Raw genomic sequence first — 23,297 nt, forward strand, 5'->3', positions numbered from 1 at the left:
AGGTACGTTTATAATAAACACCAATTTATTCCCGTTTAGAGATAAGAAAGTCCAATATTGGGAACCAAATAATCAATAACCATGTTACAATTCAACACTGCATCCCGGGAAAAATCACTGCCATCTCACCTATCCTATCAACCGGTGGCTGCGCCATAACCTTATCCTCTGCGTCACAGAGCGTCCCTGTTATCACCGCACCCAACATTCCGAAAACTCACGTTTGCTTGTCATCATCTCTTTTAGTCAGTCATTGCATCAGGTAATTATTACCAGGTGTTAGTGACAGATCAAAATATTTAAGTAAAATCTAATATCGGATAAAACCCATGACCCGGTTAAGTCTATCCTATCCTTTAGTACTATTATTATGTACCATCATGCTGGCCAGCTCCTGTGGCACGAATAAGAATATCCCCTACTTTAAGGACATTCCGGATTCCCTGTACGGGTCGCCCAAAAGCATTCCCAGTTTTGCTTTTAAAGATCCGCTCATCCAGGCCAATGATATCCTGCAGATCTCTATACTAACCCTCGATCCGCAGGTCAACAATATCCTCACTGCCGCCAACAGTACTTCCTATGCCGTACAGCCCGGCAGCGCCAACCTGCCGGCCACAGCCAGTGCTGTAACCGGCTTCCTCGTAGATAAGAACGGCATGGTAGAACTTCCTGTCATTGGGAAGATCCAGGTAGCAGGCCTTACCACCGCCGTCGCCAGGGATACTATTCACAACAAAGTGGCTGCCTTCTATAAAGACCCGGTGGTGAATGTGCGCTTTGCCAATTTCAACATCACGGTACTGGGTGAAGTAGCCCGGCCGGCCACTTACGTAGTGCCCAGCGAAAAAGTAAGCATCCTCGATGCCATCGGCATGGCAGGCGACCTCACCATCTTCGGAAAAAGGGAAAATGTTTTATTGATCCGGGATTCCATGGGCGCCAAACAGGTAGTGCGTTTTGACCTCAACTCTTCTTCCACCCTCTTATCGCCTTACTTCTACCTGCGGCAGGGCGATGTAGTATATGTGGAACCCAATAAATCAAAAGTGGCTTCTACCGATGCAGTAAGAACAAGGAACCTGACACTGGCCGCTTCCGGTATTTCATTATTGATCGTTATCCTCACCCGTTTATAAGTAACCCATGCAAACGACCTTACCATATAAACCTATCAATAACGAAGAGCAGGAAGCCGAACAAGGCACCCTCTTTTTCAGGAAGATCGTCACCAAATTCTTTGGCCTGTGGCCCTGGATGATCATATCGGTAGCGGTGTGCGTGGGACTTGCTTTTGTATACCTGAAACTATCTTTCCCCGCCTACCGTATACACGCTTCTGTACTGGTGCAGGACGATAAAAAGAGCACCAACTTCGGAGAAGCCGGCCTGCTGGAAGATTTTGGCCTGTTGGGCAAAAGCACCGTAGACAATGAAGCAGAAATATTCAAAAGCAGGGCGCTCATGGAAGAAGTGGTCAAAAAGCTGCAACTGAATACCAAATACTTTGTATCCGGGAAAGTAAAAACCACAGAGATCTACCATACCAGCCCGGTGACCCTCCGGTTCCTTAAAGTCCTGCAGGATACCTCATTCGCTCCCGCGCAATACCAGTTGAGGTTCAGCAAAAGTAGCGTTACCAATTTCACCTTGTCTGCCGGGGAACAAAAATATACAGGCCGCCTGGGCGATACCCTGCACCTTCCGGAAGGAGATGCTGTCGTAACACCAGGCCCCGGTTTTGCCAAATGGCAGGCCGACCTGCCGCTGACCATTACCATCACGCCCCTCGATAATGTAGTACAGCAGTACATGGCCGCTATGAAAGTAGAGATCCCCAACAAGCAGGTAAGCGTGATCTACCTTACCCTCAACAGCAGCATACCCAATAAAGGGGAAGCCATTCTCAATGCCCTCATCAGCGCCTACATGCAGGCCAATGTGAATGATAAGAACAGGATTGCCGACAGTACCATGAAGTTTATTGCCGACCGGTTAAGACTGGTTACCGGTGAACTATCGGGTATTGAAAAGGACATCGAAAGATTTAAAACAGATAATAAACTCACCGACCTCGCTGCACAATCCAACCTGCTGCTGCAGAATACCAGTGAATATGCCCGCCAGCAAACAACCCAGGAAGTACAGCTATCCGTGGTGCAGGCACTGGAACAGTTCCTCAGCAACAACATGAACAATGAGCGGGTGGTGCCTTCTTCGCTCGTTATGCAGGATGCCAACTTCATTGCATTGGTACAACGGTACAATGAAATGCAGTTGCAACGCGATAAAACCTTAATGAGCCTTACCCCTAACCACCCTACCGTAGTGACCATGAACGAGCAGTTGCGCAACCTGCGTACTGAACTGCTCAGTAGCATTTCATCTGTAAGAAAAGGTATTGAGATCAGTGTGGCCGAATTGCAAAAACGTACTTCGGGATTTGAAGGACAGATCAGCAAGGTACCGGCCAAAGAACGGGCCTTCCTCGATTTCTCCCGCCAGCAGGCTATCAAGCAGGAACTGTATTTATTCCTGCTGAAGAAAATGGAGGAAACCGCCATTTCCAAATCAGCCACCATCGCCAATGCCCGGATCATTGATGAGGCCAAGGCCGATGGTTCCCCCTTCAGTCCCAAGCGGGGGCTTATTGCCTTATCGGGATTATTGGCCGGTCTCATATTACCTTTCCTGTTCAGCTTTGGAAAAGACCTGCTGAACAATAAAGTAGATACTACGGAAAGCATCAGCGCCCTTACCCATGCACCCATACTGGGAGAAATAGGGCACAACAGTGAAAAGTCGGCAGTGGTCATCTCCATGAAATCCCGGCAGCTCATTGCAGAGCAGTTCCGCTCTTTGCGTACCAATATCAAATTCCTGCTGCCCTCCCCTAACCAGAAAACCATCCTGGTCACTTCCAGCATGAGTGGTGAGGGCAAATCATTCCTGTCTATCAACCTCTGTGCTACCCTGGCGCTGGCCGGCAAGAAAGTGATCCTGCTGGAGCTTGACCTGCGCAAACCCAAGATCACCGAAAACCTGCACCTGCAAAAGCAGGGCTTCACCAACTATATGATCGCGGCCGATGATGACTGGCGCCCATGGATCCAGCCTTCCGGCACAGCGGAAAATTTTGATGTATTGTCATCAGGCCCCTTACCTCCTAACCCAACTGAATTGCTCATGTTGCCGAGGATGACCTCCTTCTTCAATGAGCTCAAGGAATGCTATGATTACATCGTCATTGATAGTCCGCCTGCCGGCATGGTAACCGATGCAGAGATCATGGCCTCCTTTGCCGATGCGACCTTCTATATCGTACGGCACAGGCTTACTTATAAACAACAGATCTCCCTCATTGAAAAATTCTACCGGAAAAATTCAATGCCGAAGATCAACATCATTATCAATGACGTACAATATAAGAAAACGGCGTATGGATACGGGTACGGCTATGGATATGGCTATGGGTACGGTTTATATGAAGAAACCCCGGCCAAAAAGAATGGGAAGAAGATCCACCATCGTTTAATGAAAAAATAATACTGTTATAATAAAAACGCAGGTAAAACTGCGTTATCACAGGAGCTGAAGTAATTAACATCCAATAACCCGAACCATGAAAATCCTTGTTACCGGTAGCGCAGGTTTTATAGGCTATCATTTGACCAATGTACTATTGAAAAAAGGCATTGAGGTAGTAGGCATAGACAATATCAATGATTATTATGACCCTGCCTTGAAATATGCCCGGCTGGAATCCGCCGGCATTCATCCGCCTGCTATCGAATGGCATAAGCCGGTGGTAAGCCGCACACAAAAAGGGTATTCATTCATCCGGATGAACCTGGAAGACAAGGAGCAACTGATGCAGTTGTGCAAGGACCAGCAGTTTGATGCGCTGGTTAACCTGGCTGCCCAGGCCGGTGTTCGCTATTCCATCCAAAATCCCGACGCTTACGTTCAATCCAATATTGTAGGTTTCCTCAACGTACTGGAAGCCTGCCGCCATCACCGCATCAATCACCTGGTATATGCCAGTTCGTCCAGCGTGTATGGCCTGAATGAATCCATGCCTTTCTCCGTACGGCACAATGTAGACCATCCCGTATCATTGTATGCCGCCAGCAAAAAAGCCAATGAGCTGATGGCGCATACCTATAGCCATTTATACAATATACCCACCACGGGCCTGCGCTTCTTTACGGTGTATGGCCCCTGGGGGCGGCCCGACATGGCCTATTTCCTCTTTGCAGATGCCATCAAAAAAGGTCATCCCATTAAAGTCTTCAATCATGGTAAAATGAAGCGCGACTTTACCTATGTGGATGATATTGTAAACGGCATCGTGGGCGTGATCAACCGTCCCGCTTCGGCCAATGACAACTGGACCGGCAAAAAACCAGATCCCTCTACTTCCTCTGCTCCCTACCGTGTATTCAACATTGGCAATAACAACCCGGTAGAGCTCATGTCGTTCATCAATGAAATAGAAAAGAACATGGGCAGGGAAGCCATCAAGGAAATGATTGATATACAGGACGGCGATGTACCGGCTACCTGGGCCGATGTGGACGACCTCACGCAGTATTGCAACTATCAGCCCAGTACGCCTATTGACAAAGGCATCCGCACTTTTATAGAATGGCACAAAGCATACTACCAACACGTTTAAAACAATCACCAGGCAACAATATCCTTTTATGAAGCACAATGAAGTATTAAAAGTTAAGAAAGCTACCCTGAATGGTAAAGTACGTATTAGCGGCGCCAAGAACAGTGCACTGCGGTTACTGGCAGCCTCTCTTCTTACCGATGAAACAATAGAACTGTTCAACTTCCCCAATGGTTTGTTGGATATCAAAGTACACCTGGAAATGCTGAAAGTGCTGGGCAAAGAATACCAGGCCAGCGGTGATTATGTAAGGATCACAGAGAATGATTCCGCCACTACTACTACCCTCAAATGGGACGAACGTTCCATCCGCAATACATTGCTCATCCTGGGCGCGCTCACTGCCCGCTTTGGCGAAGGCCGCGTGCCTTTACCCGGTGGTTGCAAACTGGGCGAAAGGAAATATGACCTGCACGTGATGCTGCTGGAAAGGCTGGGCGCCAAGGTATGGGAAGAAGAAGGTTACCTCTGCGCCAAATCACCCGGCCGGTTAAAGGGTAACGATATCTTTTTACCCATGCGTTCTACCGGCGCTACAGAGAACAGCATTATTGCCGGCAGCCTGGCCGAAGGCACTACTACGGTATGGAATCCCCATATCCGCCCGGAGATCCTTGACCTCATTAACATGCTGGGCAAAATGGGCGCAAAGATCAAAGTATACGGTCAGAAATGCATTGTTATAGAAGGCGCCAAAAAATTGAATGGCGTAAGCCACTCCGTGATACCCGATAATATGGAAGCCCTTACCTGGGCCATCGGCTCTGTTATCACCCATGGCGATGTGGAAATACAGAACTTCCCGCTGGAACACCTGGAAGTACCCCTGATCTTCCTGAAAGAAAGCGGCATGAAGATATTCCAGGGCGCCGACTCCATCATTGTAAAGGATGGCCAGGCCTACCCGGTGGAGATCAGTACAGGTCCCTATCCCGGCATCAACTCCGATATGCAACCACTGTTTGCTGTATACGGCGCCCGGTCAAGAGGCGAATCAAAGATCGTTGACCTTCGTTTTCCAGGCCGCTATGGCTATGCGGAAGAGCTGCAGAAAATGGGCCTCAACTACACCGTAGAAGGCGATATGCTGGTGATCAATGGCGGGCAAAGCTTTACAGGCGCTACCGTCAACGCGCTCGACCTGCGCGCAGGCATTGCCCTCCTGCTCGCCGGATTGACAGCAGAAGAAGGGGAAACTATTATAGAAAACTCCTGGCAAATAGAAAGAGGTTATGAGAACCTGCATACCAAACTTAAAGGACTGATAGGATAGACCATGCGTTTTGCAGAACTGATACATATCATTAAGGCCGATCTCAGGCACCACGGCGCCCGCTCTTTGTTGAAAAGTGTGGACGTGTACCTGTTCAACCCTTCTTTCCGGCTGGTGCTTAACTACCGGGTAGGCAGGTATCTCTACCTGGGCAACAAGCTCTTCAAATTCCTGTCGCGGTACTATGCTTACCGGCAGGTGACCAAAAGAGGTTGCCAGATATCTTTCCGGTCTGTCATCGGCAACAATATCTACTTCCCCCATCCCATCGGTATTGTGATTGGTGACCATGTGGTGATCGGCAACCAGGTAAAGATATGGCAGCAGGTAACACTGGGCTCCCATGGCCGGGAAGGAGAACCCTTAAGCTATCCTGTTATTAAAGATGAGGTGAAGCTGTTTGCCGGCGCCAAAATATTTGGTTCCATCGTACTGGAAAGCAAAGCCGTGGTAGGCGCCAATGCAGTCGTTAATAAAGATGTACCGGCCGGAAGGATCGCAGTAGGCATTCCGGCTGTCATAAAATAAAAAATAACAAGGTGAGCGCATTTGTAAAAGATCTGTTCAGTGTGTTGAAAAGCAGGGTAACGGTTATCGCTGCGGGTATCATCACCAGCATCATTACCGCCCGTTACCTGGGCCCGGTAGGTGATGGGATCATCGCCATCCTTACCGTGTATCCCGACCTGCTGCTGGGTGTAGGCTCGCTTGGTATCCGCCAGTCTACCACCTACTTCATTGGTCAGAAAAAGTATGATGAGAAAAGCATTGTGGCCTCTATCCTTTATATCTGGATGTTCAGCACCGCTTTTTGCGTTATCCTTTGTTACATCCTGTTAAAATACTTTACCAAGGGCGATTACAGCAACTGGCTCATCTTCCTGGCTATTATTGCGATTCCCTTTTCCCTGTTCAATACCTATGCCTCCGGCGTATTCCTGGGCAAAAACAATATCCGCGACTTTAACCAGGTGAACTGGGTGCCCAATGTAGTAAAGCTCATCGGCACCTATGCGCTTATTGCTTTAATTCCCATGAGTGTGCAGGGCGCGATGATCGGTATTGTGGCGGGTTACTTCTTCCTCAGCTTCCTGGTATTCCGCAAGCTGGGTAAAATGGTGCCCTTGCAGCTCAGCTATCATGCGCCCATCGTCAAGGGGTTGCTGAAGCTGGGCATCATCTATGCCGTTTCTTTCCTTATCATCAGCCTCAACTACAAAATAGATGTAATGCTGCTGCGGCAGTTCTCCACCGAATATGAAGTAGGGATCTATACCAAAGGGGTTTCTGTCGTGCAATACCTCTGGGAAATACCTACCCTCTTAAGCACCATCATCTTTGCCCGGAGCGCTACGGCGCAAGACCCGAAGGAGTTTTCCCACAAAGTGGCCATGCTCCTGCGCATTTGTGCCGTGGTGATCCTGGTGTTCTCGGTAGTCTTCTACTTCCTGTCGTCCTTTATCATGGTCACCCTGTATGGAGAATCGTTCTATCCCAGTTCCATTGTACAGAAACTGCTGTTGCCCGGCATCCTCCTGCTCACCGTATTCAAAGTGCTGAACATGGACCTGGCCGGCAAGGGAAAACCCTGGATCGCTATCAAGGCCATGATCCCTTCGCTGATATTGAATATCATTCTCAACTGTTTGCTCAATGCGCAATATGGGTCTAATGGCGCTGCCTTCGCCACCACTGTCAGTTATGCATTAAGCGCCGTGTTATTCCTGCATTTCTATTCCAAGGAAGTAGGCATACCGGTAAAAGAAATACTGGGTTATAAAAAAGAAGATATAGCCATCCTTACCGGGCAGTTCAATAAACTTATCAAACGGGCATCGTTATGAAAACCTTTACCAATTTCGACCTTACCAACTATAATTCCTACCGGGTAAAAGCTACCTGCGCCATTGCGTATTTCCCGGAAAGTGATAACGACCTCCAGGTATTGTACCAGGACAAAAAGCAGGAGGAAAAGATACTGCTGGGCAGTGGCCACAACGTCATTATGTCGAAAAAGCATTATGAGGAGTCCTTCGTCATCTTCTCCGGCAATTATGATAAGGTGACGGTGAATGGTACTACCATAGAAGCACAGGCCGGCACTACCATGCTGCACCTCAGTGAGCTGGCCTGGCAGCACGGACTGGCGGGACTGGAGATATTCTATGACATTCCCAGTTCACTGGGTGGCGCTGTAGTCATGAATGCAGGCGCCAGCGGCGAAGAGATCAAAGACCTGCTGGTATCTGTAAAATACTATGACCCTGCTGCCAACGAATTCCATGAGATCAGCAAAGCCGATATCAGCTTTGAATACCGCAATAGCTTCTTCCAGCGCAATCCCCACCTCATTGTGCTTAGCGCCAAACTGGTACTGAAACCCGGTGAGCAGGCCGCCATCAAACAAAAGATGGAAGACATTAAAGCCTCACGCTGGCAAAAGCAGCCCAAAGACTTCCCCAATGCAGGCAGTGTATTCAAGCGCCCTCCCGGCCACTTTGTAGGACCCATAATGGAACAACTGGGCCTGAAAGGCTATGCGGTAGGCGATGCGCAGATCTCTAAAAAACACGGCGGCTTTATCGTCAACACAGGCAATGCCACCGGTAAAGACATCATCCAGTTAATTACGGATGTACAGGAGAAGGTAAAAACGGCCTTTAACCTGCACCTGGAAATAGAACAAAGAATATTATAACTAAGAAAATACAGCGTACAGCGGGACATGAGCAAGAAGAATGTACTATATGGGGTCAGCAACTTTGGCGGCGATATGGGAGGCCACCTGAGAAGTCTTAAGTCTATCCTGCAGGAAATGGCGGCGGAGAACAAGGTCAACATCTACCTGGTATTGTTCAGCCTCAAAACACCGAAAGAAGGCACTTACAGCTTCCCTACCCCGCACTTTCATATTGTTTCCAATAACCTTTCCGGTTTGCGTTCCGTACGGCGCATGCGAAAAGACCTGCACCATTTATTTGCGCAGCAGCCCTTCGACATCATCCATGCATTTGATTCCAACGCGTACTACTTTCTGAAATCGCTCTCTGATAAGCGGAAGGTACCCATCGTACTGACCAAGTGTGGCGGCAACCCTGCGCCCAAATGGAAATACCCTTCCTGCAAGCACATGACCCTCTTCTCCGTGGAAGACCTGGTCAACTTCAAAAGCCAGGCGCGCTTTCAACAATCCAACTTTCACCTGATCCCCAACAGGGTAAAAGCTCCTGTACAGGACCAGGCCCTTATAGCACAATTAAAAGCAAAATACAACGGCGGCTTCGACTTCCTCCGGATCTCCCGCTTTGCCCGGCTGCATGAACACAGCCTGATGCAAAGCGTAGACCTTGTTAAATACCTGCGTGCGCAGGGTATTCACAAACGCCTGCTCATACTGGGCGGCGTGGAAGATGAAGAGGTGTACAATAAAGTAAAAGCATCGCTGGAAGACGGTATGTTCCTGGAAACAGAAGAAGCATTCTGTAAGGAAGCCAGTAAGATCATTGAAGTGGCTGATATCGTGATCGGCTCAGGCCGCGGGCTCATGGAAGCTGCTGCCCTTGGAAAAGTATTGCTGGCGCCCAATAAGAACCTGAACCTGCCGGTACTGGTGGAAGAAAAGAGCTTTGACAATCTCTTTCACCACAACTTCTCCGGCCGTACAAAGTTTGATGCCCAATATGCCGCAGAGAATGAGCGTAACCTGGTGGCACTGGCCAGTGGGAAAGACAAGGAACGCTTTGCGGGCTTCTCCCGGCAAATGTTTGCCGATCATTTCGATATTAAGAATGGCATACCCAAATACCTCTCGGTCTATGACTCGGCAGCGTATGAACGGCAGCCTGATCTCATCGGCAGTATGGCGCACGCGATTGTCATCACCAAACGATTCCTTAAAAAATAACAGCCATGAAGCAAGGTCAATTCAGTTTCAGGTTGTTCTTATTTACCATACCGGTAAATTTTATATTTGACTACCTGTACTACTTTGGCGGTTCCCAATCGCTCACTTCTGTATTGAGGATTGGCTGGAACCTGTTTGTAGTGCTGTATTGCCTGCTCAACAATAAGAAACTGCTTTCTCCCAAGTTCAACCTGCTGTATTTCTTACTGAGCTATTGGGCGCTGCTCATCCTTTTCTCTTCCAATATAGTAGGCTCGGCCATGGAATACCTGAAGGTAGCCGTATCGCTTATGTTCTTTCCCATCGCATCTACACTGGTCAACAGTCATGAGCGCTTTGTGAAATTCCAGCGGTTTACCCTGTACTGTCTTGTCATCTATGCCTTCTTTGTATTGTTCTCCAACGTATTCGGCGGAGGCGATATCTCCTATGAAGGAGATGATGAAGAGGTATTCAAAACAGCCCTGGGCGATGCCAAGCTATATCCCCCGGCCTTCCTGGTAGGGCTCATCCCCTTCTTCCTCAAACAAAAGATCGTTACCAAAAAATACCTGTGGATCATCATAGCATTTATCAACTTCTCCCTGTTGCTATTGTCCCTCCGCAGGACCACGCTCATCATCATTGCCGTGCTCATCACCCTGTTCTTCCTGTTTTCGGGCAAGATTGGCAGGCTCGTTGGTATCGTAGTGCTGGCCTGCATCCTGCTGGCCACCACCTTCCCGTTGTATGAGGAAGCGTTCATGAAACGTATAGAAGCCAGGAGCAACGTATATTCCGAAGACTACTCCGTAACCCAGGAAGGACGTTATATGGAACTGGGCTATGTGCTGGACGATTTTGAGCGCAACCGCTATGCACCGGTACCGCATATCTTTGGCAAAGAAGCCTTCAACACCATCAACAACTATGGCTTTTATAAACCCCGGCCCATTCACGTAGATTATACCTATATCTTCTTTAGCTCGGGATTGCTGGGGCTATTCCTCTACCTCCTGTTTGTATTCCGCATCCGCCAGATGGGCATGTTCTACCGCTCCCGGATAAAACAATATGTACCGGAAGATTACTTTGCGGCCTTCCAGGCCATTTTCATCGTATTCCTGCTGGTAGGCCTGTCGGGCAACGTATGGGCCATGACCTACCGCATATACATATTCAGCCTGATGGGATCTTTCATCGGCTACTTTAAAATGCATTACCAGGCTAAGCAGTTTTATGAACAACAGCCGGCTGAACCAATCGATAACCCTACATTCATTCATAACCCTCAACTGAGTTACTGATGTACCCGTTAAAAAATATGTTGATCCTGGCTCCTTCTTTCCGTTCTTCCGGCGGTGTATCCACTTATGTACAGGCCCTAAAAGGCAACTGGTCGGTGGCAGAGCAATACTTCTTCCGTGGCAGTGGCAATTCCGGCAAGCTCATGAGGCCCCTGATGATGTTGAAAGAATACTTTGCATTCCTCTTCAAATGCATGACGGGCAATAAAACAGTGCTGGTCAATACCTCTATGGACCGCAAAGCCCATATCAGGGACAGTATTTTTATCCTCATTGCCTTTCTTTTCCGCAAAAGGATCTTCGTTTTCATTCATGGCTGGGACCAGGAGTATTATGGTTCCCGGGTACAAAGCCAGCTATCCCTGCTGTTCAAAGCCCGGAAAATATTTGTACTCTCCAATGAGTTCAAGCGGGAACTGCTGAGAAGAGGTTATAAAGGGAATGTGATCGTGGAAACCACGGTGGTGGAAAATGAATTCATGGATTATTACCCTACGCCCAAATATGCCACCGGCCCCAACAAGCGTTTTCTCTACCTGGCCCGCCTGGAAAAAGAGAAAGGGGTGTTACTGGCCATCGAAGCATTTCAGCAACTGGCTGCCCGGTACAAAAATATCCAGCTCGATATTGCCGGTTTTGGTTCACAGGAAGAAGCGGTGAAGGCTGCCATTGCAGCAACAGGCCTGAAGCAGATCAACTACCATGGCCTGGTAAAAGGCAACAGGAAGGCCGAGCTGTTCCGGCAGTCCGATATCTACCTGCTGCCCACTTCGCATGGTGAAGGCATGCCCATCAGCGTGCTGGAAGCTATGGCGGCAGGACTGGCTGTGATCACCACTTCCGCCGGAGCGCTCAATGATTTCTTTAAAGATGGAGAAATGGGCTATAAGATAGCAACAGCCAGCACGGAAAGCCTGGTGCAGAAAATGGAAGAAGCCATTAAGCCAGGTAATAAAGTGGAACAGATAGGCGCCTTTAACCATGCTTATGCCCGTAACCACTTTACTGTAGCGAAGGTGATCAGCAGACTGGAAAAAGAAATACTGCATTCATAAAAACAGGCGTGTAAAATACCGGAATATGAAGACTTATCAAACCGAAGCCGTTTTAGGATCCATCATCACACAGGCCGATGCCGTGCAATTCAGGGGCATTGATCCCTATGACTTTGCCAGCTCCAACCTAAAGCTGCCCAAAGCACTATTGCCCAAGGTGTCCTTCATGAACAAAGTGTCGCCGGTTAACTTCAGGCCGTTCCTGGGCATCAAACCTTCGGAAAACTCCAAGTCCAATGCCCTCTTCATGCATGCCATGGTGAACGCGGATTACAAAGCCTACCAAAAGCAGGTAGAATACCTGTTTAACTGGTTTAAAAATAACCGGAGCAAGGAGTTTGAAGAATTCTCTGTGGGCTTTGCTTTTGAAATGACGCTCTCCCGCTACCAGTCGGGCCCCGGCAAAACATCCCTCATCATTACCCTTTTCACTTTATATGCCTTCATAGAATACTATCAGCAATCAGGCAACCGGGAAGCGCTGGAAGCCATTCTTTCTTTTGAAAGCCTGCTGGACAAGCACTGGCTCAAGTATGAAACAGACAACGAACTGTGGTACTCATACCTGCCCACGCAAAAGGATGAGGTATACAATGCCACTGCCAAAGTAGGCAGGTTCTATGCCCTGCTGTATGGCATACAAAAAGAGCAACGCTATGCCGATAAGGTCCGTAAAATGCTCACTTACCTGGCCAGGGTACAGAACGCAGATGGCACCTGGGGTTACTCCACCAAGGCCGCGTATGTAGACAATTTCCATACGGCCTTTGTACTGGAGTCCATCTTTGAAATGAATAAAGTAAGCCCCTCGCCTGCTGCTGAAAAAATGTTCCGGGACGGGCTGGCCACTTATGAAGCACATTGCTTTGAAGGCAACCGGGCGCTCCATTTTCACAAGGCCCACCAGCCCAAAGATATCCGCAGCAATATCCTGCGCACCGAGATCCGCGATGCGGCCAATGCCATCATCCTGTTCTCCAAGCTGGGTAAGCGCGAAAAGGCAGCCGGCATCCTCGACTGGGCCATGCAGCACTTTTACCATGAACGTAAAAAGCACTTTTACTTTTTTGACAACAGGCTGTTCAAATCGAGGATCAACTTCATCCGCTGGCAGTCATGGATGGCGCTGGCTATATCAGAATATTTAAAGACGGACCATGAAAAAAATTAAACTCCTGTTCTATTACCTGTTCTTCTCCAAACTGCCCAATTCATGGTGGCCGGGCGGCAAATTATTCAACCGGCTGCGGGTAAGTTGCGTGAAAAGCATCCTACCGGTAGGCAAAAACACTAAAATCCAACGTTCTGTATATATAGGAAGTGGCAATAATGTCGTTATTGGTAGCAATTGCCAGGTAAACGAACTCGTTCGCCTGGACAATGTCAATATTGGCAACAATGTGATGATAGCCCGGGAATGTATCATACTGGGCAAAATGCATGAAAGCGCCGACATCCATACGCCCATGAATGAACAGGGCGTAAAGGACGTACAACAAACCTGTATTGAAGATGATGTATGGCTGGGATTGCGGGTAGTGGTAATGCCCGGCATACATATACGCAAAGGCACCATCATAGCAGCCGGCGCTGTGGTCACCAAAGACACAGAAGCTTATGGCGTATATGGCGGCGTTCCGGCCAAACTAATTAAACAGCGGCAATAAAATGAGCAAAGGCGCACTGACATACGGCACCCCAACGAGAAGCGTTGTTGACTATTTCCATTTTTTCTACCTGGGACTGGCCAATCATTTCTTCAATAAAATACCCAGCTATTTTATACGGAAGATGATCTACCGCCACCTGTACCGCATGAAGATCGGCAGGCACACCAATATACAAATGGGAGTAAGGGTGTATGCGCCCTGGAAAATAGCCATTGGCAATAATTGCTCCATTGGTCATGACAGCCTGCTGGATGGAAGAAGGGGCATTAAGATCGGCAACAGTGTAGACATTGCAGGGCATGTAAAGATCTTCACCCTGGGGCACGACCTGAATGATCCTTCCTACAAAACAACCGGCGCTACGGTGACCATCGAAGATGAGGCCAGTGTATTTACCGGGGCGTATGTATTACCGGGCCGTACCATCAAAAGAGGATCGGTCATAGCATTGGGATCGGTGGTGACCAGGGATACAGAAGAATGGACCGTGTATGGGGGCAACCCGGCCAGGAAGATCAATGTGCGCAGGATTGACCATTTAACTTATCAACGTAACTATAAGAGATATTTTCATTAATCAGTTTTACCTGTCGAAAAATTGAACCCCGTGAAAAACCAGCAAACCAAACCTGCCAAGATCCTGATAGACATTAAGCACCCGGCCCAGCTCAACCTCTTCAAGGGGTTGTCCAAAGACCTGGTAGCGAATGGCTGGGATGTGACCATCAGTTATCTTGGCCGTGGCAAACTGCCAAAGATCATTGACAAGGAGTACGGTGAATTCAACAGAATACAGATTGGCCAGAGCCGTGGCAGCAAATGGTCCATCTTCTGGGAAGGCAACGTCATGCGTACCGTCAACTTCTTTAAGCTCATCTTCCGGCATAAATACAATATCTGTATATCGGCCAGCAGTATTCCCCTCGCCTATGCGGGTTACTTTACGGCTACGCCTGTTATCCAGTTCTATGACGATCCGGAAAGAAAAGGCGTTAACCGCATCAATGCCTTCTTCAGCAACAAGCTCTTCTTTCCCCCGATCGTGGAGCCTTCCAAAAAGGTAGGCATCTTCAACTGCCTGAAAGAATGGAGCTACCTCAGTCCCGACAGGTTTACCCCCTCTACCAAAATACTGGAGCAATATGGCCTGAAAGAACATGAATACATCTTTGTGCGGGAGGTAAGCAACAAGTCATTCAACTATATGAACCAGCAGGATGCGATCGTATGCTCTTTTGCCGGTCGTATTAAGCCGGGCATCAAAGTGGTCCTTTCCCTGGAAGATAAATCCATTGCCGATAAATATCCTGCCGACTGGATCATCCTGCAGGAGCCGGTGGGCGATATTCATTCCCTCATTTATTATTCCAAACTGGTGATCTCATCGGGCGACAGTATGGCGCGGGAAGGTGCTATGCTGGGCGTGCACAGCATTTATTGCGGTATCCGTGAGATGAAGGCCAACCAGTTGCTCATCAACGAAGGTATCCTGCGCCACCATCCCATTGATGCAGGTCTTGAGACCATCAATGAACTGGCCGCCAAACCTTTTGATGCAGCCGGGCAACAAGCCATCCGCCAGCGCCTGAAAGCGAAATGGGTGGACATGATCGATTTTATGAACACACAGATAAACCTCTTTAAAAAATAATCAATACTATGAAAATCTCGATTTTTGGACTGGGCTATGTAGGCTGCGTGAGCCTTGGCTGTTTAGCAAAGAACGGACATGATGTGATCGGCGTTGATGTACAACCGCTGAAAGTGGACCTGATCAATGAAGGGCTGGCTACTATTGTTGAAAAAGACATAGATGTCATCATCAAAGAGGAATTCCAAAAAAAGAAGATCCGGGCCACCCTCGACTTCCAGGAAGCGGTGCTGGACTCTGACCTGAGCATCATTTGCGTAGGTACGCCTTCCTCCAATACCGGCCACCTCAACCTCTCTTATATATACCGCACCGCCGAGCAGATCGGTGAAGCGCTGAAACGGAAAAATACTTTTCATACCGTAGTCATCAGGAGCACCGTATTACCCGGCACCAACCGGAAAGTAAGCGGTATCATTGAAGAACACTCCGGCAAAAAAAGGAATGAGGCCTTTGCCGTGATCTCCAATCCCGAGTTCCTGCGGGAAGGTTCGGCCGTAAAGGACTATTACAACCCTTCCGTAACCGTCATCGGCGGCGATAACCAACAAGCTATTGACCTCGTTACTTCTTTATACAAAGACCTCAAGGGCGCTATTGAAATTACCGACATAGAAGTAGCCGAGCTGATAAAATATGTCAACAACTCCTACCATGCTTTAAAGATCACCTTCGCCAATGAAGTGGGGAATATCTGCAAAGCATTGTCTATCGACTCGCATAAAGTGATGGGCCTTTTTTGTAAGGATACCCACCTCAACATATCACCGGCCTATTTCAAACCGGGCTTTGCTTATGGCGGTTCCTGCCTGCCCAAAGACCTGCGCGGCATGGTAACCCTGGCGCATGACAATTACATGCACACGCCCTTGCTAAAAAGCATTGATGACTCCAATGAACACCAGAAGGAGCTTGCCTTTAATATGATCGTAAAAACCGGCAAGAAGAAGATCTGTTTCATCGGGCTCAGCTTTAAGGAAGGTACCGATGACCTGCGTTACAGCCCTTCGGTAGACCTGGCAGAGAAACTCATCGGCAAAGGATACTCCCTTACCATCTATGATCAGAACGTGCATATCTCCAAGCTAGTGGGGGCCAATAAAGCCTTTATCAATGAACACCTGCCCCACCTCTCTGAACTGATCACCGACGACGTGGAGAAAGCTATCAGCAATGCCGACGTGATCCTCATCAACCACCGGACATTCGACATTGACAAACACATCCACCTGTTAAAAGATAAGATCGTGCTGGACCTGGTGAAGGTATCCTGGAATCACCCCAAGGAAAAGTATGAAGGCTTGTGCTGGTAATACACCGGCACACCGTCAAGTACATAAATAGTTAAAGGGCCAACGATAACGTTGGCCCTTTAACTATTTATAAGCTGGTTGATTGCTCCGCTATATTTTATAAAAACAATAGCCAGGTGATTACTCAGCACTTCTGGCAAAGTGGAAGTTATAAGCGATCATTAACCCGGCAACACCCGATTTGGCAGGCGTCTTAGTAGAAGTGGTTGTAAAATACCATACCGAAAAATCAATCTTGCTGTTGAGGGAATAACCTACAGATGGCATGTAAGAGAAACAGTTATAATCGGTCCCTACAAATGACCAGCCGATCTGTGGTTCCATAAAGAAGAAACTGTAAGAATCTTCTTTCCTGAAATCATACCGGTAGCCCACCATGGCAGATAAGATATCGCGCTCTTTCAGGTTCTTTCCATTAGCGCTTCCATTACAGCTCAGGGCATTCATAGAGAGCGTACAATAATCCTGCTGTCCCAGCGGAAGGGCAAACTTACCTACGCCTCCTGCGGCCCATGAATAAGGCTTGTATTCTTTGTTGAGCGGCATCCCGGCTTGTCCTCCTATACTTAAAAAAGGACCATCACTCCATTGGGAAAATGCGAAGTTGGAAACAGACAATAGTAATAATATCCCGACAATGCGGGCCTGGGTAGCGGTAGCTATCATAAGATACGAGTTTAGAGCAATCAAATTTGCGTCACAATATATAAACTGCTCTTCTTTAACGCAACAAAAAAGTCATTATTATTAATGTATAAAATTGATAATTAACTAAATCACAGTCCTATTTTTCCCTGTTTTGGAAAACCTGCATTAAAACTATAACACGTCCATCACTTATATATAAATACAAATAAATTATGATCGAACACTTTCATCTGCATCATATATCTTATAGTTTTACGTTTGAATAATTGGTTACACTTATTTCGTGATCAGTTTTGGTACAGCGATCCATATTCTTTAGAAAACTTAACCCATATCCTTTATGATCCGTTCAGATCGTCGGCTTACGTTACTATATGCCGCAGGAGACTTTCTTACGCTCGTCGCCGCCTTTGCAGGCGTAAACCTGTTCTACAGGCTGCAGAGCATCGCCAACCAGGATTATCTTTACCTGGTTACGCTCATCTTCATATGGATATTCATTACTTCCAAGAACAAGAACTACTTCCTCCATTTACACAATGGTTTAAAGTACAGGCTTAAGAACCACCTGAAGAGCCACTTTGAGATCATTGCCATACTTTGTTTGCTCTATCTTGTACTGGGTATACCACAGGGATATACGAAAAAGCAGTTCATTACTTTCCTGCTTGGCTTCCCGGCGGCGAACATGATCGTCAATTACCTGCTGTTCTCTATCGTACGCCTCATGCGCATGAAAGGCAAGAATGTACGCAAAGCATTGGTGATAGGCGCAGGCCGTGTAGGTGTACATATAGATAACTATTTCCGCCAGAACCCCGATTTCGGATACCAGATCATTGGCTTCCTGGACGACAATCCGGAGGACTCTGACCTGCAATACCAGATCATTGGCCGCATCAGTGAGATGGACAAAGTATTAAAGGAAAGAAAGGTAGATGAGGTCATCATCGCATTGCCTACCCACCTTGATGAAAAAATACAATACGTAGCTGATAAAGCCGATTATCATGGCATCCGGGTGAGGCTGGTGCCCGACTACTTTCGTTTGTTAGGCAGGAATTACAAGACCACCAGTTTTGGTGATATGCCCATCATCAATATCCGTGAAATATCGCTCGACAGGTTTCGCTTTGCATCCCTGAAGCGCGTATGTGATATTGCCTTTTCGGCCATGGCCTTGATCATGCTGACGCCTTTATTCCTGGTACTGGCTGTCCTCATCAAGTGGGAATCTGCCGGTCCCGTATTCTACTGCCCCATCCGTTTGGGACAGGGCGGACGCCAGTTCAAACTGTATAAGTTCAGGAGTATGTACCAGAATGATGCAGCCGTTGCCGGGAAAGCCTCTACCACAAAAGATGATCCCCGGGTTACTAAGATCGGTCGCGTGATACGTAAATACAGTCTTGATGAATTACCACAATTCATTAATGTGCTCATTGGCGATATGAGCGTGGTAGGCCCCCGCCCCCATCGTATCTTTCTCAATGAGGTGATGCAGCGGGAAGTGGATAACTACATGATCCGTCATTACCTGAAACCTGGCATTACCGGCTGGGCGCAGGTGAATGGATGGAGAGGCCCCACCGATACAGAAGAGCAACGCAATAACCGTACAGCACATGACCTGTGGTATGTGGAGAACTGGACGCCCGTGCTGGATATCAAGATCATATTCCTCACTGTATTCAGTGAGAAAACACATAAGGCCGCCTTTTAAACAGCTTTACCCCTTATACCGTAGAATAAAAACGGGGCATTTAGCGATAAATGCCCTGTTGCCTTTTATGCCCTACCCACCCATCCTTCTCCCTGGTAATCAACATTTTTTCAACGGGCCGGGGGGTATTACTGTTAATACCTTAACTTCGCTCAATTTTTTGAACAATGACCTTGCTCATACAACAGGCTTACATTACAGATCCATCCTCACCTTTTCATGAATCCAGGCAGGATATACTTATTGAATCAGGCATTATTAAAGACATTCAATCCCGTATTGATGTAAAGGCCGGGCAGGTGATCGCCGGAGAAGGGCTCAACGTGTCGCCGGGTTGGGTGGATGTATTTGCCCAGTTTGCCGACCCTGGTTATGAATACAAGGAAACGCTGGAAACAGGCGCTGCCGCAGCAGCAGCCGGCGGCTATACGGATGTATTGGTCATCCCGAATACCAAACCGGTCATCGACAATAAAATACAGGCCGAATATATAACGCAGAAGTCCAAAAGCCTGCCGGTGAACGTATACCCCATCGGCGCTGTATCGAAGGGCACGGAAGGAAAAGACCTGGCAGAAATGTATGATATGCGCGCCAGCGGCGCTATAGCCTTCAGTGATGGCCTCCACCCTATCCAGAGTGCCGGGCTGCTCATGAAAGCCCTGCAGTATGTGAAAGCATTTGACGGGGTCATCATCCAGATACCCGACGATAAAAGTGTAGGCGCCAATGGGCTCATGCATGAAGGGATCATCTCTACCCAACTGGGCCTGCCGGGCAAGCCCATGATGGCAGAGGAACTGCTGGTGGCCAGGGATATCAAGCTGGCCCGTTATACCGATTCTAAACTGCATTTTACGGGGGTTACTTCTCCCCGCTCGCTGGAATATATCAGAAGGGCCAAAGAAGCAGGACTGGCCGTTACCTGTTCTGTAACACCTTACCACCTCTTCTTTACCGATGCCGACCTGCAGGAATACGATACCAATCTGAAAGTATATCCGCCCTTGCGCACGGCCCATGAAGTGGGCAAGCTGAAAAATGCCATCCTCGACGGTACTATTGACTGTATTGCCACGCACCACATGCCACATGAATATGACAGCAAGGTGCTGGAATTTGAATATGCCAAGTATGGCATGACGGGCCTGGAAACAGCCTATGCTGTACTAAAGACTGCCATGCCCGATGTACCGGAAAGAAAATGGGTGGAGCTGTTGAGCACCAATCCCCGTAAGATCTTCGGGCTGGAGCCCGTTTCCCTGCAAAAAGGGGCCCGCGCCTGTATTACGGTGTATGAACCGGCCGGGAAAACTACTGTGGAAGAAAAAGGGTTCCTGTCCAGGTCAAAGAACTCCGCCTTTATCGGCAAAACACTCAATGGAAAAGTACGGGGTGTTATTAATGGTGAAAAAATAAGTGTGAGCAGGTAAAACTATGCGTATGGAAACGACATCCCGGAAAAGCGCTACAGGCCCCCTCTTTGGTTTAATTGCCGGGGTAGTGATGTGTGGCTTCATTTTTATCCTGTACAAAGGAGGCCTGCAGCTTTACATGAGCAATACCGCCCGTGCGGGTTATGTGGCCATCATTGCTATAGCAGTGATAGCAGGGCTGCGTGAAAAGAAACGGAATGGCGGCTACCTGTCGCTGAGTGAAGGACTGAAAGTAATATTCATGGTGTTTGCACTGGGATCGCTGTTACAAACGGTCTTTACGCACATACTGCTTTCTTATGTTGACGTGCCTTTTGGGGAAGCGAGCAAACAACTGAGCATAGAAAGATATGTAGCCTTCATGAAAAGCACAGGCGCCAGTGAAAGCCAGGTAGAAGACTATATCAAAAACGCCAATGATCCTAAAAACGATACCTTCATGGCCACCCTGTTATCTTACTGCATCTTTTGCATAGGGTACTTTGTGGTATCGCTCATCATTGCGGCCATCATCCGGAAAAAAAGACCACCATTTGAAAATTCCTTTAACCAATAATATGGACCTTTCTATCGTAGTGCCATTACTCAATGAAGAAGAATCCCTGCCGGAATTGTGCGCCTGGATAGAACGGGTAGTGAATGAACACCACTATACCTATGAGATCATACTGATTGATGATGGCAGTACCGACAATTCCTGGGAAGTAATAGAAACCTTGTGCCAGGGCAATCCACGCATCAGGGGCATCCGCTTCCAGCGCAATTATGGTAAATCCGCTGCCCTGAATGAAGGCTTTAAAGCGGTACAGGGCAATGTGGTGATCACCATGGATGCCGATATGCAGGATAGCCCGGATGAAATACCCGGACTGTACCGCCTCATTGCAGATGATGGCTATGATATGATCAGCGGCTGGAAGAAAAAAAGATACGATAATACACTCACCAAGAATATCCCTTCCCGCTTTTTTAACTGGAGCACCCGCCGCATCTCGAAGATCCCGTTGCACGACTTTAACTGCGGGCTGAAATCCTATAAGCGGAAAGTGGTGAAGTGCATTGAGGTATATGGCGAAATGCACCGCTATATCCCTGTATTGGCTAAATGGGCCGGCTTCCGGAAGATCGGGGAAAAAGTAGTGGAGCACCGCAAACGTAAATATGGCACCACCAAATTTGGCTGGGACCGCTTTGTAAATGGCTTCCTCGACCTGGCTTCCATCATGTTTGTGAGCAAATACGGGAAACGTCCCATGCACTTCTTTGGACTGATAGGCAGTATCTTCTTCTTCATCGGGTTTGTAATGATCGTGATCCTGGTGATAGGAAGGATCACCGAACCCGGCACAGGACTTAGCAATCGCCCGCCTTTCTATATATCTTTAACATCCATGATTATAGGTATACAACTCTTCATGTCGGGCTTTTTGGGAGAGCTTATTGCCAGGAATGCGCCCGGCAGAAATGCCTATCTTATTGAAAAGAAAATAGGCATTGAGTAATGTCGCAGAAAAAAGTCATTATTATTGGTCCCGGCCATCCTTTACGCGGAGGCTTAGCCACTTTCAACCAGCGTTTGTGCAAACAATTCCTGGATGAAGGACACTCCTGCTGTATCTATTCCTTTTCCCTGCAATACCCTTCCTTCTTTTTTCCCGGCACCACGCAGTATTCATCTGAGCCGGCGCCACCAGGCCTGGAAATCTATTCCGTGATCAATTCCATCCATCCGCTCAACTGGATGCAGGTGGGCAATGCCATCAGAAGAATAAAACCTGATATTATACTCGTACGATACTGGCTGCCGCTGATGGGACCTGCCCTGGGCACCATACTCCGGCGGGTAAAAAAGAATAAACATACCCGCATTATCGCGCTTACAGACAATGTGATCCCGCACGAAAAGCGGCCGGGCGATATTCCTTTCACCCGCTACTTCCTGAAGTCCTGCGATGCATTCATTACCATGAGCGAAAAGGTGATGCAGGACCTGCGGCAGTTTGAACAAAGCAAACCGGCCCGCCTGGTGAACCACCCCCTGTACGACAGCTTTGGCGATGCTATTCCCAAAGAAACCGCCCGCCGGCACCTGGGTATTCCACAAGAAGATAAAATACTCCTGTTCTTTGGGTTCATCCGTCAATACAAAGGGCTGGACCTGTTGCTGGAAGCAATGAAGCTCCTTAAAGACAAAACCGGGAAGTCAGGCCCACTCAAATTACTCGTAGCCGGTGAATTTTACGAAGATGAAAAACCTTATCGCGAACAGATACAACAACTGGGCATTGACAATATGCTCATCCTGCGTACCGATTTCATCCCGGATAGTGAAGTAAAATATTATCTGTGCGCAGCCGATTGTGTGGTGCAGCCTTATCGCAATGCCACGCAGAGCGGCGTTACGCCGCTGGCGTATCATTTTGAAAAGCCCATGATCGTTACCAATGTAGGCGCCTTGCCCGCCCTGGTGCCGCATGAGCAGGTGGGCCTGGTATGTGAGCCGGAACCTGCCTCACTGGCAGCCGCTATAGAACGTTATTTTGAATGGGGCGAACAACATTTTATACCGCAGTTGCGGCAGGAAAAAGAAAAGTATTCCTGGCACAACCTGTTAGCCACAATCCTGGAATTATCTGAGCAAAAAACAACCTAATTTCGCA

Annotated in this window: 21 protein-coding genes; 20 read left to right on the forward strand and 1 reads right to left on the reverse strand. The window is 48.0% G+C overall.

What is annotated here, in order from left to right:
- Positions 1–329 precede the first annotated feature (329 nt).
- The 15 genes from HB364_RS27705 (at position 330) to HB364_RS27775 (ending at position 16,830) form a co-directional block, all read left to right on the forward strand.
- A complete protein-coding gene (locus tag HB364_RS27705) occupies positions 330–1,139 on the forward strand; it encodes a polysaccharide biosynthesis/export family protein (RefSeq protein ID WP_167291683.1) in 810 nt (269 codons plus the stop codon).
- Between the two features lie 7 nt (positions 1,140–1,146).
- Positions 1,147–3,546, forward strand: a complete 2,400-nt coding sequence (locus tag HB364_RS27710; protein WP_167291684.1) for a GumC family protein — start codon at positions 1,147–1,149, stop codon at positions 3,544–3,546.
- Between the two features lie 76 nt (positions 3,547–3,622).
- Positions 3,623–4,678 (forward strand): NAD-dependent epimerase, encoded by a 1,056-nt coding sequence (locus HB364_RS27715; RefSeq protein WP_167291685.1) that lies wholly within the window; start codon positions 3,623–3,625, stop codon positions 4,676–4,678.
- A gap of 28 nt (positions 4,679–4,706) precedes the next feature.
- On the forward strand, positions 4,707–5,951 hold the full coding sequence (locus HB364_RS27720) for a UDP-N-acetylglucosamine 1-carboxyvinyltransferase (protein ID WP_167291686.1): 1,245 nt from the start codon (positions 4,707–4,709) through the stop codon (positions 5,949–5,951).
- Positions 5,952–5,954: 3 nt separating this feature from the next.
- Entirely contained in the window at positions 5,955–6,479 is a 525-nt protein-coding gene (locus tag HB364_RS27725) for a serine O-acetyltransferase (protein WP_167291687.1), read from the forward strand.
- A gap of 11 nt (positions 6,480–6,490) precedes the next feature.
- Complete coding sequence (locus tag HB364_RS27730; RefSeq protein WP_167291688.1) at positions 6,491–7,795, forward strand: oligosaccharide flippase family protein; 1,305 nt, start codon at positions 6,491–6,493, stop codon at positions 7,793–7,795.
- Positions 7,792–8,649, forward strand: a complete 858-nt coding sequence (gene murB, locus HB364_RS27735; protein ID WP_167291689.1) for a UDP-N-acetylmuramate dehydrogenase — start codon at positions 7,792–7,794, stop codon at positions 8,647–8,649. Before HB364_RS27730 ends, murB begins: the two co-directional genes overlap by 4 nt.
- Positions 8,650–8,676: 27 nt before the next feature.
- Positions 8,677–9,855: a glycosyltransferase family 4 protein gene (locus tag HB364_RS27740; RefSeq protein WP_167291690.1), complete on the forward strand. Its 1,179-nt coding sequence runs from the start codon at positions 8,677–8,679 to the stop codon at positions 9,853–9,855.
- A gap of 5 nt (positions 9,856–9,860) precedes the next feature.
- Positions 9,861–11,141, forward strand: coding sequence for a hypothetical protein (locus tag HB364_RS27745; protein ID WP_167291691.1), 1,281 nt, complete (start codon positions 9,861–9,863; stop codon positions 11,139–11,141).
- Positions 11,141–12,196, forward strand: coding sequence for a glycosyltransferase family 4 protein (locus tag HB364_RS27750; protein WP_167291692.1), 1,056 nt, complete (start codon positions 11,141–11,143; stop codon positions 12,194–12,196). Before HB364_RS27745 ends, HB364_RS27750 begins: the two co-directional genes overlap by 1 nt.
- A 25-nt stretch (positions 12,197–12,221) precedes the next feature.
- Positions 12,222–13,367, forward strand: coding sequence for a prenyltransferase/squalene oxidase repeat-containing protein (locus HB364_RS27755; RefSeq protein ID WP_167291693.1), 1,146 nt, complete (start codon positions 12,222–12,224; stop codon positions 13,365–13,367).
- A complete protein-coding gene (locus tag HB364_RS27760) occupies positions 13,354–13,863 on the forward strand; it encodes an acyltransferase (RefSeq protein ID WP_167291694.1) in 510 nt (169 codons plus the stop codon). Before HB364_RS27755 ends, HB364_RS27760 begins: the two co-directional genes overlap by 14 nt.
- A gap of 1 nt (position 13,864) precedes the next feature.
- Positions 13,865–14,443: an acyltransferase gene (locus tag HB364_RS27765; RefSeq protein ID WP_167291695.1), complete on the forward strand. Its 579-nt coding sequence runs from the start codon at positions 13,865–13,867 to the stop codon at positions 14,441–14,443.
- 30 nt (positions 14,444–14,473) lie between these two features.
- A complete protein-coding gene (locus tag HB364_RS27770; RefSeq protein ID WP_167291696.1) occupies positions 14,474–15,517 on the forward strand; it encodes a DUF354 domain-containing protein in 1,044 nt (347 codons plus the stop codon).
- An 8-nt stretch (positions 15,518–15,525) separates the two neighbouring features.
- The gene (locus HB364_RS27775; RefSeq protein WP_167291697.1) at positions 15,526–16,830 is read left to right on the forward strand and encodes a UDP-glucose dehydrogenase family protein; all 1,305 of its coding nucleotides are present in this window, start codon (positions 15,526–15,528) and stop codon (positions 16,828–16,830) included.
- 120 nt (positions 16,831–16,950) lie between these two features.
- On the opposite strand, the gene HB364_RS27780 is transcribed toward HB364_RS27775, so the two are convergent.
- Positions 16,951–17,496 carry a hypothetical protein gene (locus tag HB364_RS27780; RefSeq protein WP_167291698.1) on the reverse strand — a complete coding sequence of 182 codons (546 nt, stop codon included), beginning with the start codon at positions 17,494–17,496 and terminating at the stop codon, positions 16,951–16,953.
- Positions 17,497–17,818: 322 nt separating this feature from the next.
- On the opposite strand from HB364_RS27780, the gene HB364_RS27785 reads away from it, so the two are divergent.
- From HB364_RS27785 to HB364_RS27805, 5 genes are all read left to right on the forward strand, one after another.
- The gene (locus HB364_RS27785; protein WP_167291699.1) at positions 17,819–19,201 is read left to right on the forward strand and encodes an undecaprenyl-phosphate glucose phosphotransferase; all 1,383 of its coding nucleotides are present in this window, start codon (positions 17,819–17,821) and stop codon (positions 19,199–19,201) included.
- Positions 19,202–19,368: 167 nt separating this feature from the next.
- Entirely contained in the window at positions 19,369–20,634 is a 1,266-nt protein-coding gene (locus HB364_RS27790) for a dihydroorotase (protein ID WP_167291700.1), read from the forward strand.
- 10 nt (positions 20,635–20,644) lie between these two features.
- Positions 20,645–21,193 carry a DUF4199 domain-containing protein gene (locus HB364_RS27795; RefSeq protein ID WP_167291701.1) on the forward strand — a complete coding sequence of 183 codons (549 nt, stop codon included), beginning with the start codon at positions 20,645–20,647 and terminating at the stop codon, positions 21,191–21,193.
- A complete protein-coding gene (locus tag HB364_RS27800; RefSeq protein ID WP_246228638.1) occupies positions 21,171–22,139 on the forward strand; it encodes a glycosyltransferase family 2 protein in 969 nt (322 codons plus the stop codon). The genes HB364_RS27795 and HB364_RS27800 overlap by 23 nt, the downstream gene beginning before the upstream one ends.
- On the forward strand, positions 22,139–23,290 hold the full coding sequence (locus HB364_RS27805; RefSeq protein ID WP_167291702.1) for a glycosyltransferase: 1,152 nt from the start codon (positions 22,139–22,141) through the stop codon (positions 23,288–23,290). Before HB364_RS27800 ends, HB364_RS27805 begins: the two co-directional genes overlap by 1 nt.
- The last annotated feature ends 7 nt before the right edge of the window (positions 23,291–23,297 follow it).

The organism is Paraflavitalea devenefica (assembly GCF_011759375.1).
Lineage (GTDB): Bacteria > Bacteroidota > Bacteroidia > Chitinophagales > Chitinophagaceae > Paraflavitalea > Paraflavitalea devenefica.

Coding starts and splice junctions, on each gene's coding strand:
- HB364_RS27705 (WP_167291683.1), top strand. CDS start 330: ATGACCCGGTTAAGTCTATCCTATCCTTTAGTACTATTATTATGTACC.
- HB364_RS27710 (WP_167291684.1), top strand. CDS start 1,147: ATGCAAACGACCTTACCATATAAACCTATCAATAACGAAGAGCAGGAA.
- HB364_RS27715 (WP_167291685.1), top strand. CDS start 3,623: ATGAAAATCCTTGTTACCGGTAGCGCAGGTTTTATAGGCTATCATTTG.
- HB364_RS27720 (WP_167291686.1), top strand. CDS start 4,707: ATGAAGCACAATGAAGTATTAAAAGTTAAGAAAGCTACCCTGAATGGT.
- HB364_RS27725 (WP_167291687.1), top strand. CDS start 5,955: ATGCGTTTTGCAGAACTGATACATATCATTAAGGCCGATCTCAGGCAC.
- murB (WP_167291689.1), top strand. CDS start 7,792: ATGAAAACCTTTACCAATTTCGACCTTACCAACTATAATTCCTACCGG.
- HB364_RS27740 (WP_167291690.1), top strand. CDS start 8,677: ATGAGCAAGAAGAATGTACTATATGGGGTCAGCAACTTTGGCGGCGAT.
- HB364_RS27745 (WP_167291691.1), top strand. CDS start 9,861: ATGAAGCAAGGTCAATTCAGTTTCAGGTTGTTCTTATTTACCATACCG.
- HB364_RS27750 (WP_167291692.1), top strand. CDS start 11,141: ATGTACCCGTTAAAAAATATGTTGATCCTGGCTCCTTCTTTCCGTTCT.
- HB364_RS27755 (WP_167291693.1), top strand. CDS start 12,222: ATGAAGACTTATCAAACCGAAGCCGTTTTAGGATCCATCATCACACAG.
- HB364_RS27760 (WP_167291694.1), top strand. CDS start 13,354: ATGAAAAAAATTAAACTCCTGTTCTATTACCTGTTCTTCTCCAAACTG.
- HB364_RS27765 (WP_167291695.1), top strand. CDS start 13,865: ATGAGCAAAGGCGCACTGACATACGGCACCCCAACGAGAAGCGTTGTT.
- HB364_RS27775 (WP_167291697.1), top strand. CDS start 15,526: ATGAAAATCTCGATTTTTGGACTGGGCTATGTAGGCTGCGTGAGCCTT.
- HB364_RS27780 (WP_167291698.1), bottom strand. CDS start 17,496: ATGATAGCTACCGCTACCCAGGCCCGCATTGTCGGGATATTATTACTA.
- HB364_RS27785 (WP_167291699.1), top strand. CDS start 17,819: ATGATCCGTTCAGATCGTCGGCTTACGTTACTATATGCCGCAGGAGAC.
- HB364_RS27790 (WP_167291700.1), top strand. CDS start 19,369: ATGACCTTGCTCATACAACAGGCTTACATTACAGATCCATCCTCACCT.
- HB364_RS27795 (WP_167291701.1), top strand. CDS start 20,645: ATGGAAACGACATCCCGGAAAAGCGCTACAGGCCCCCTCTTTGGTTTA.
- HB364_RS27805 (WP_167291702.1), top strand. CDS start 22,139: ATGTCGCAGAAAAAAGTCATTATTATTGGTCCCGGCCATCCTTTACGC.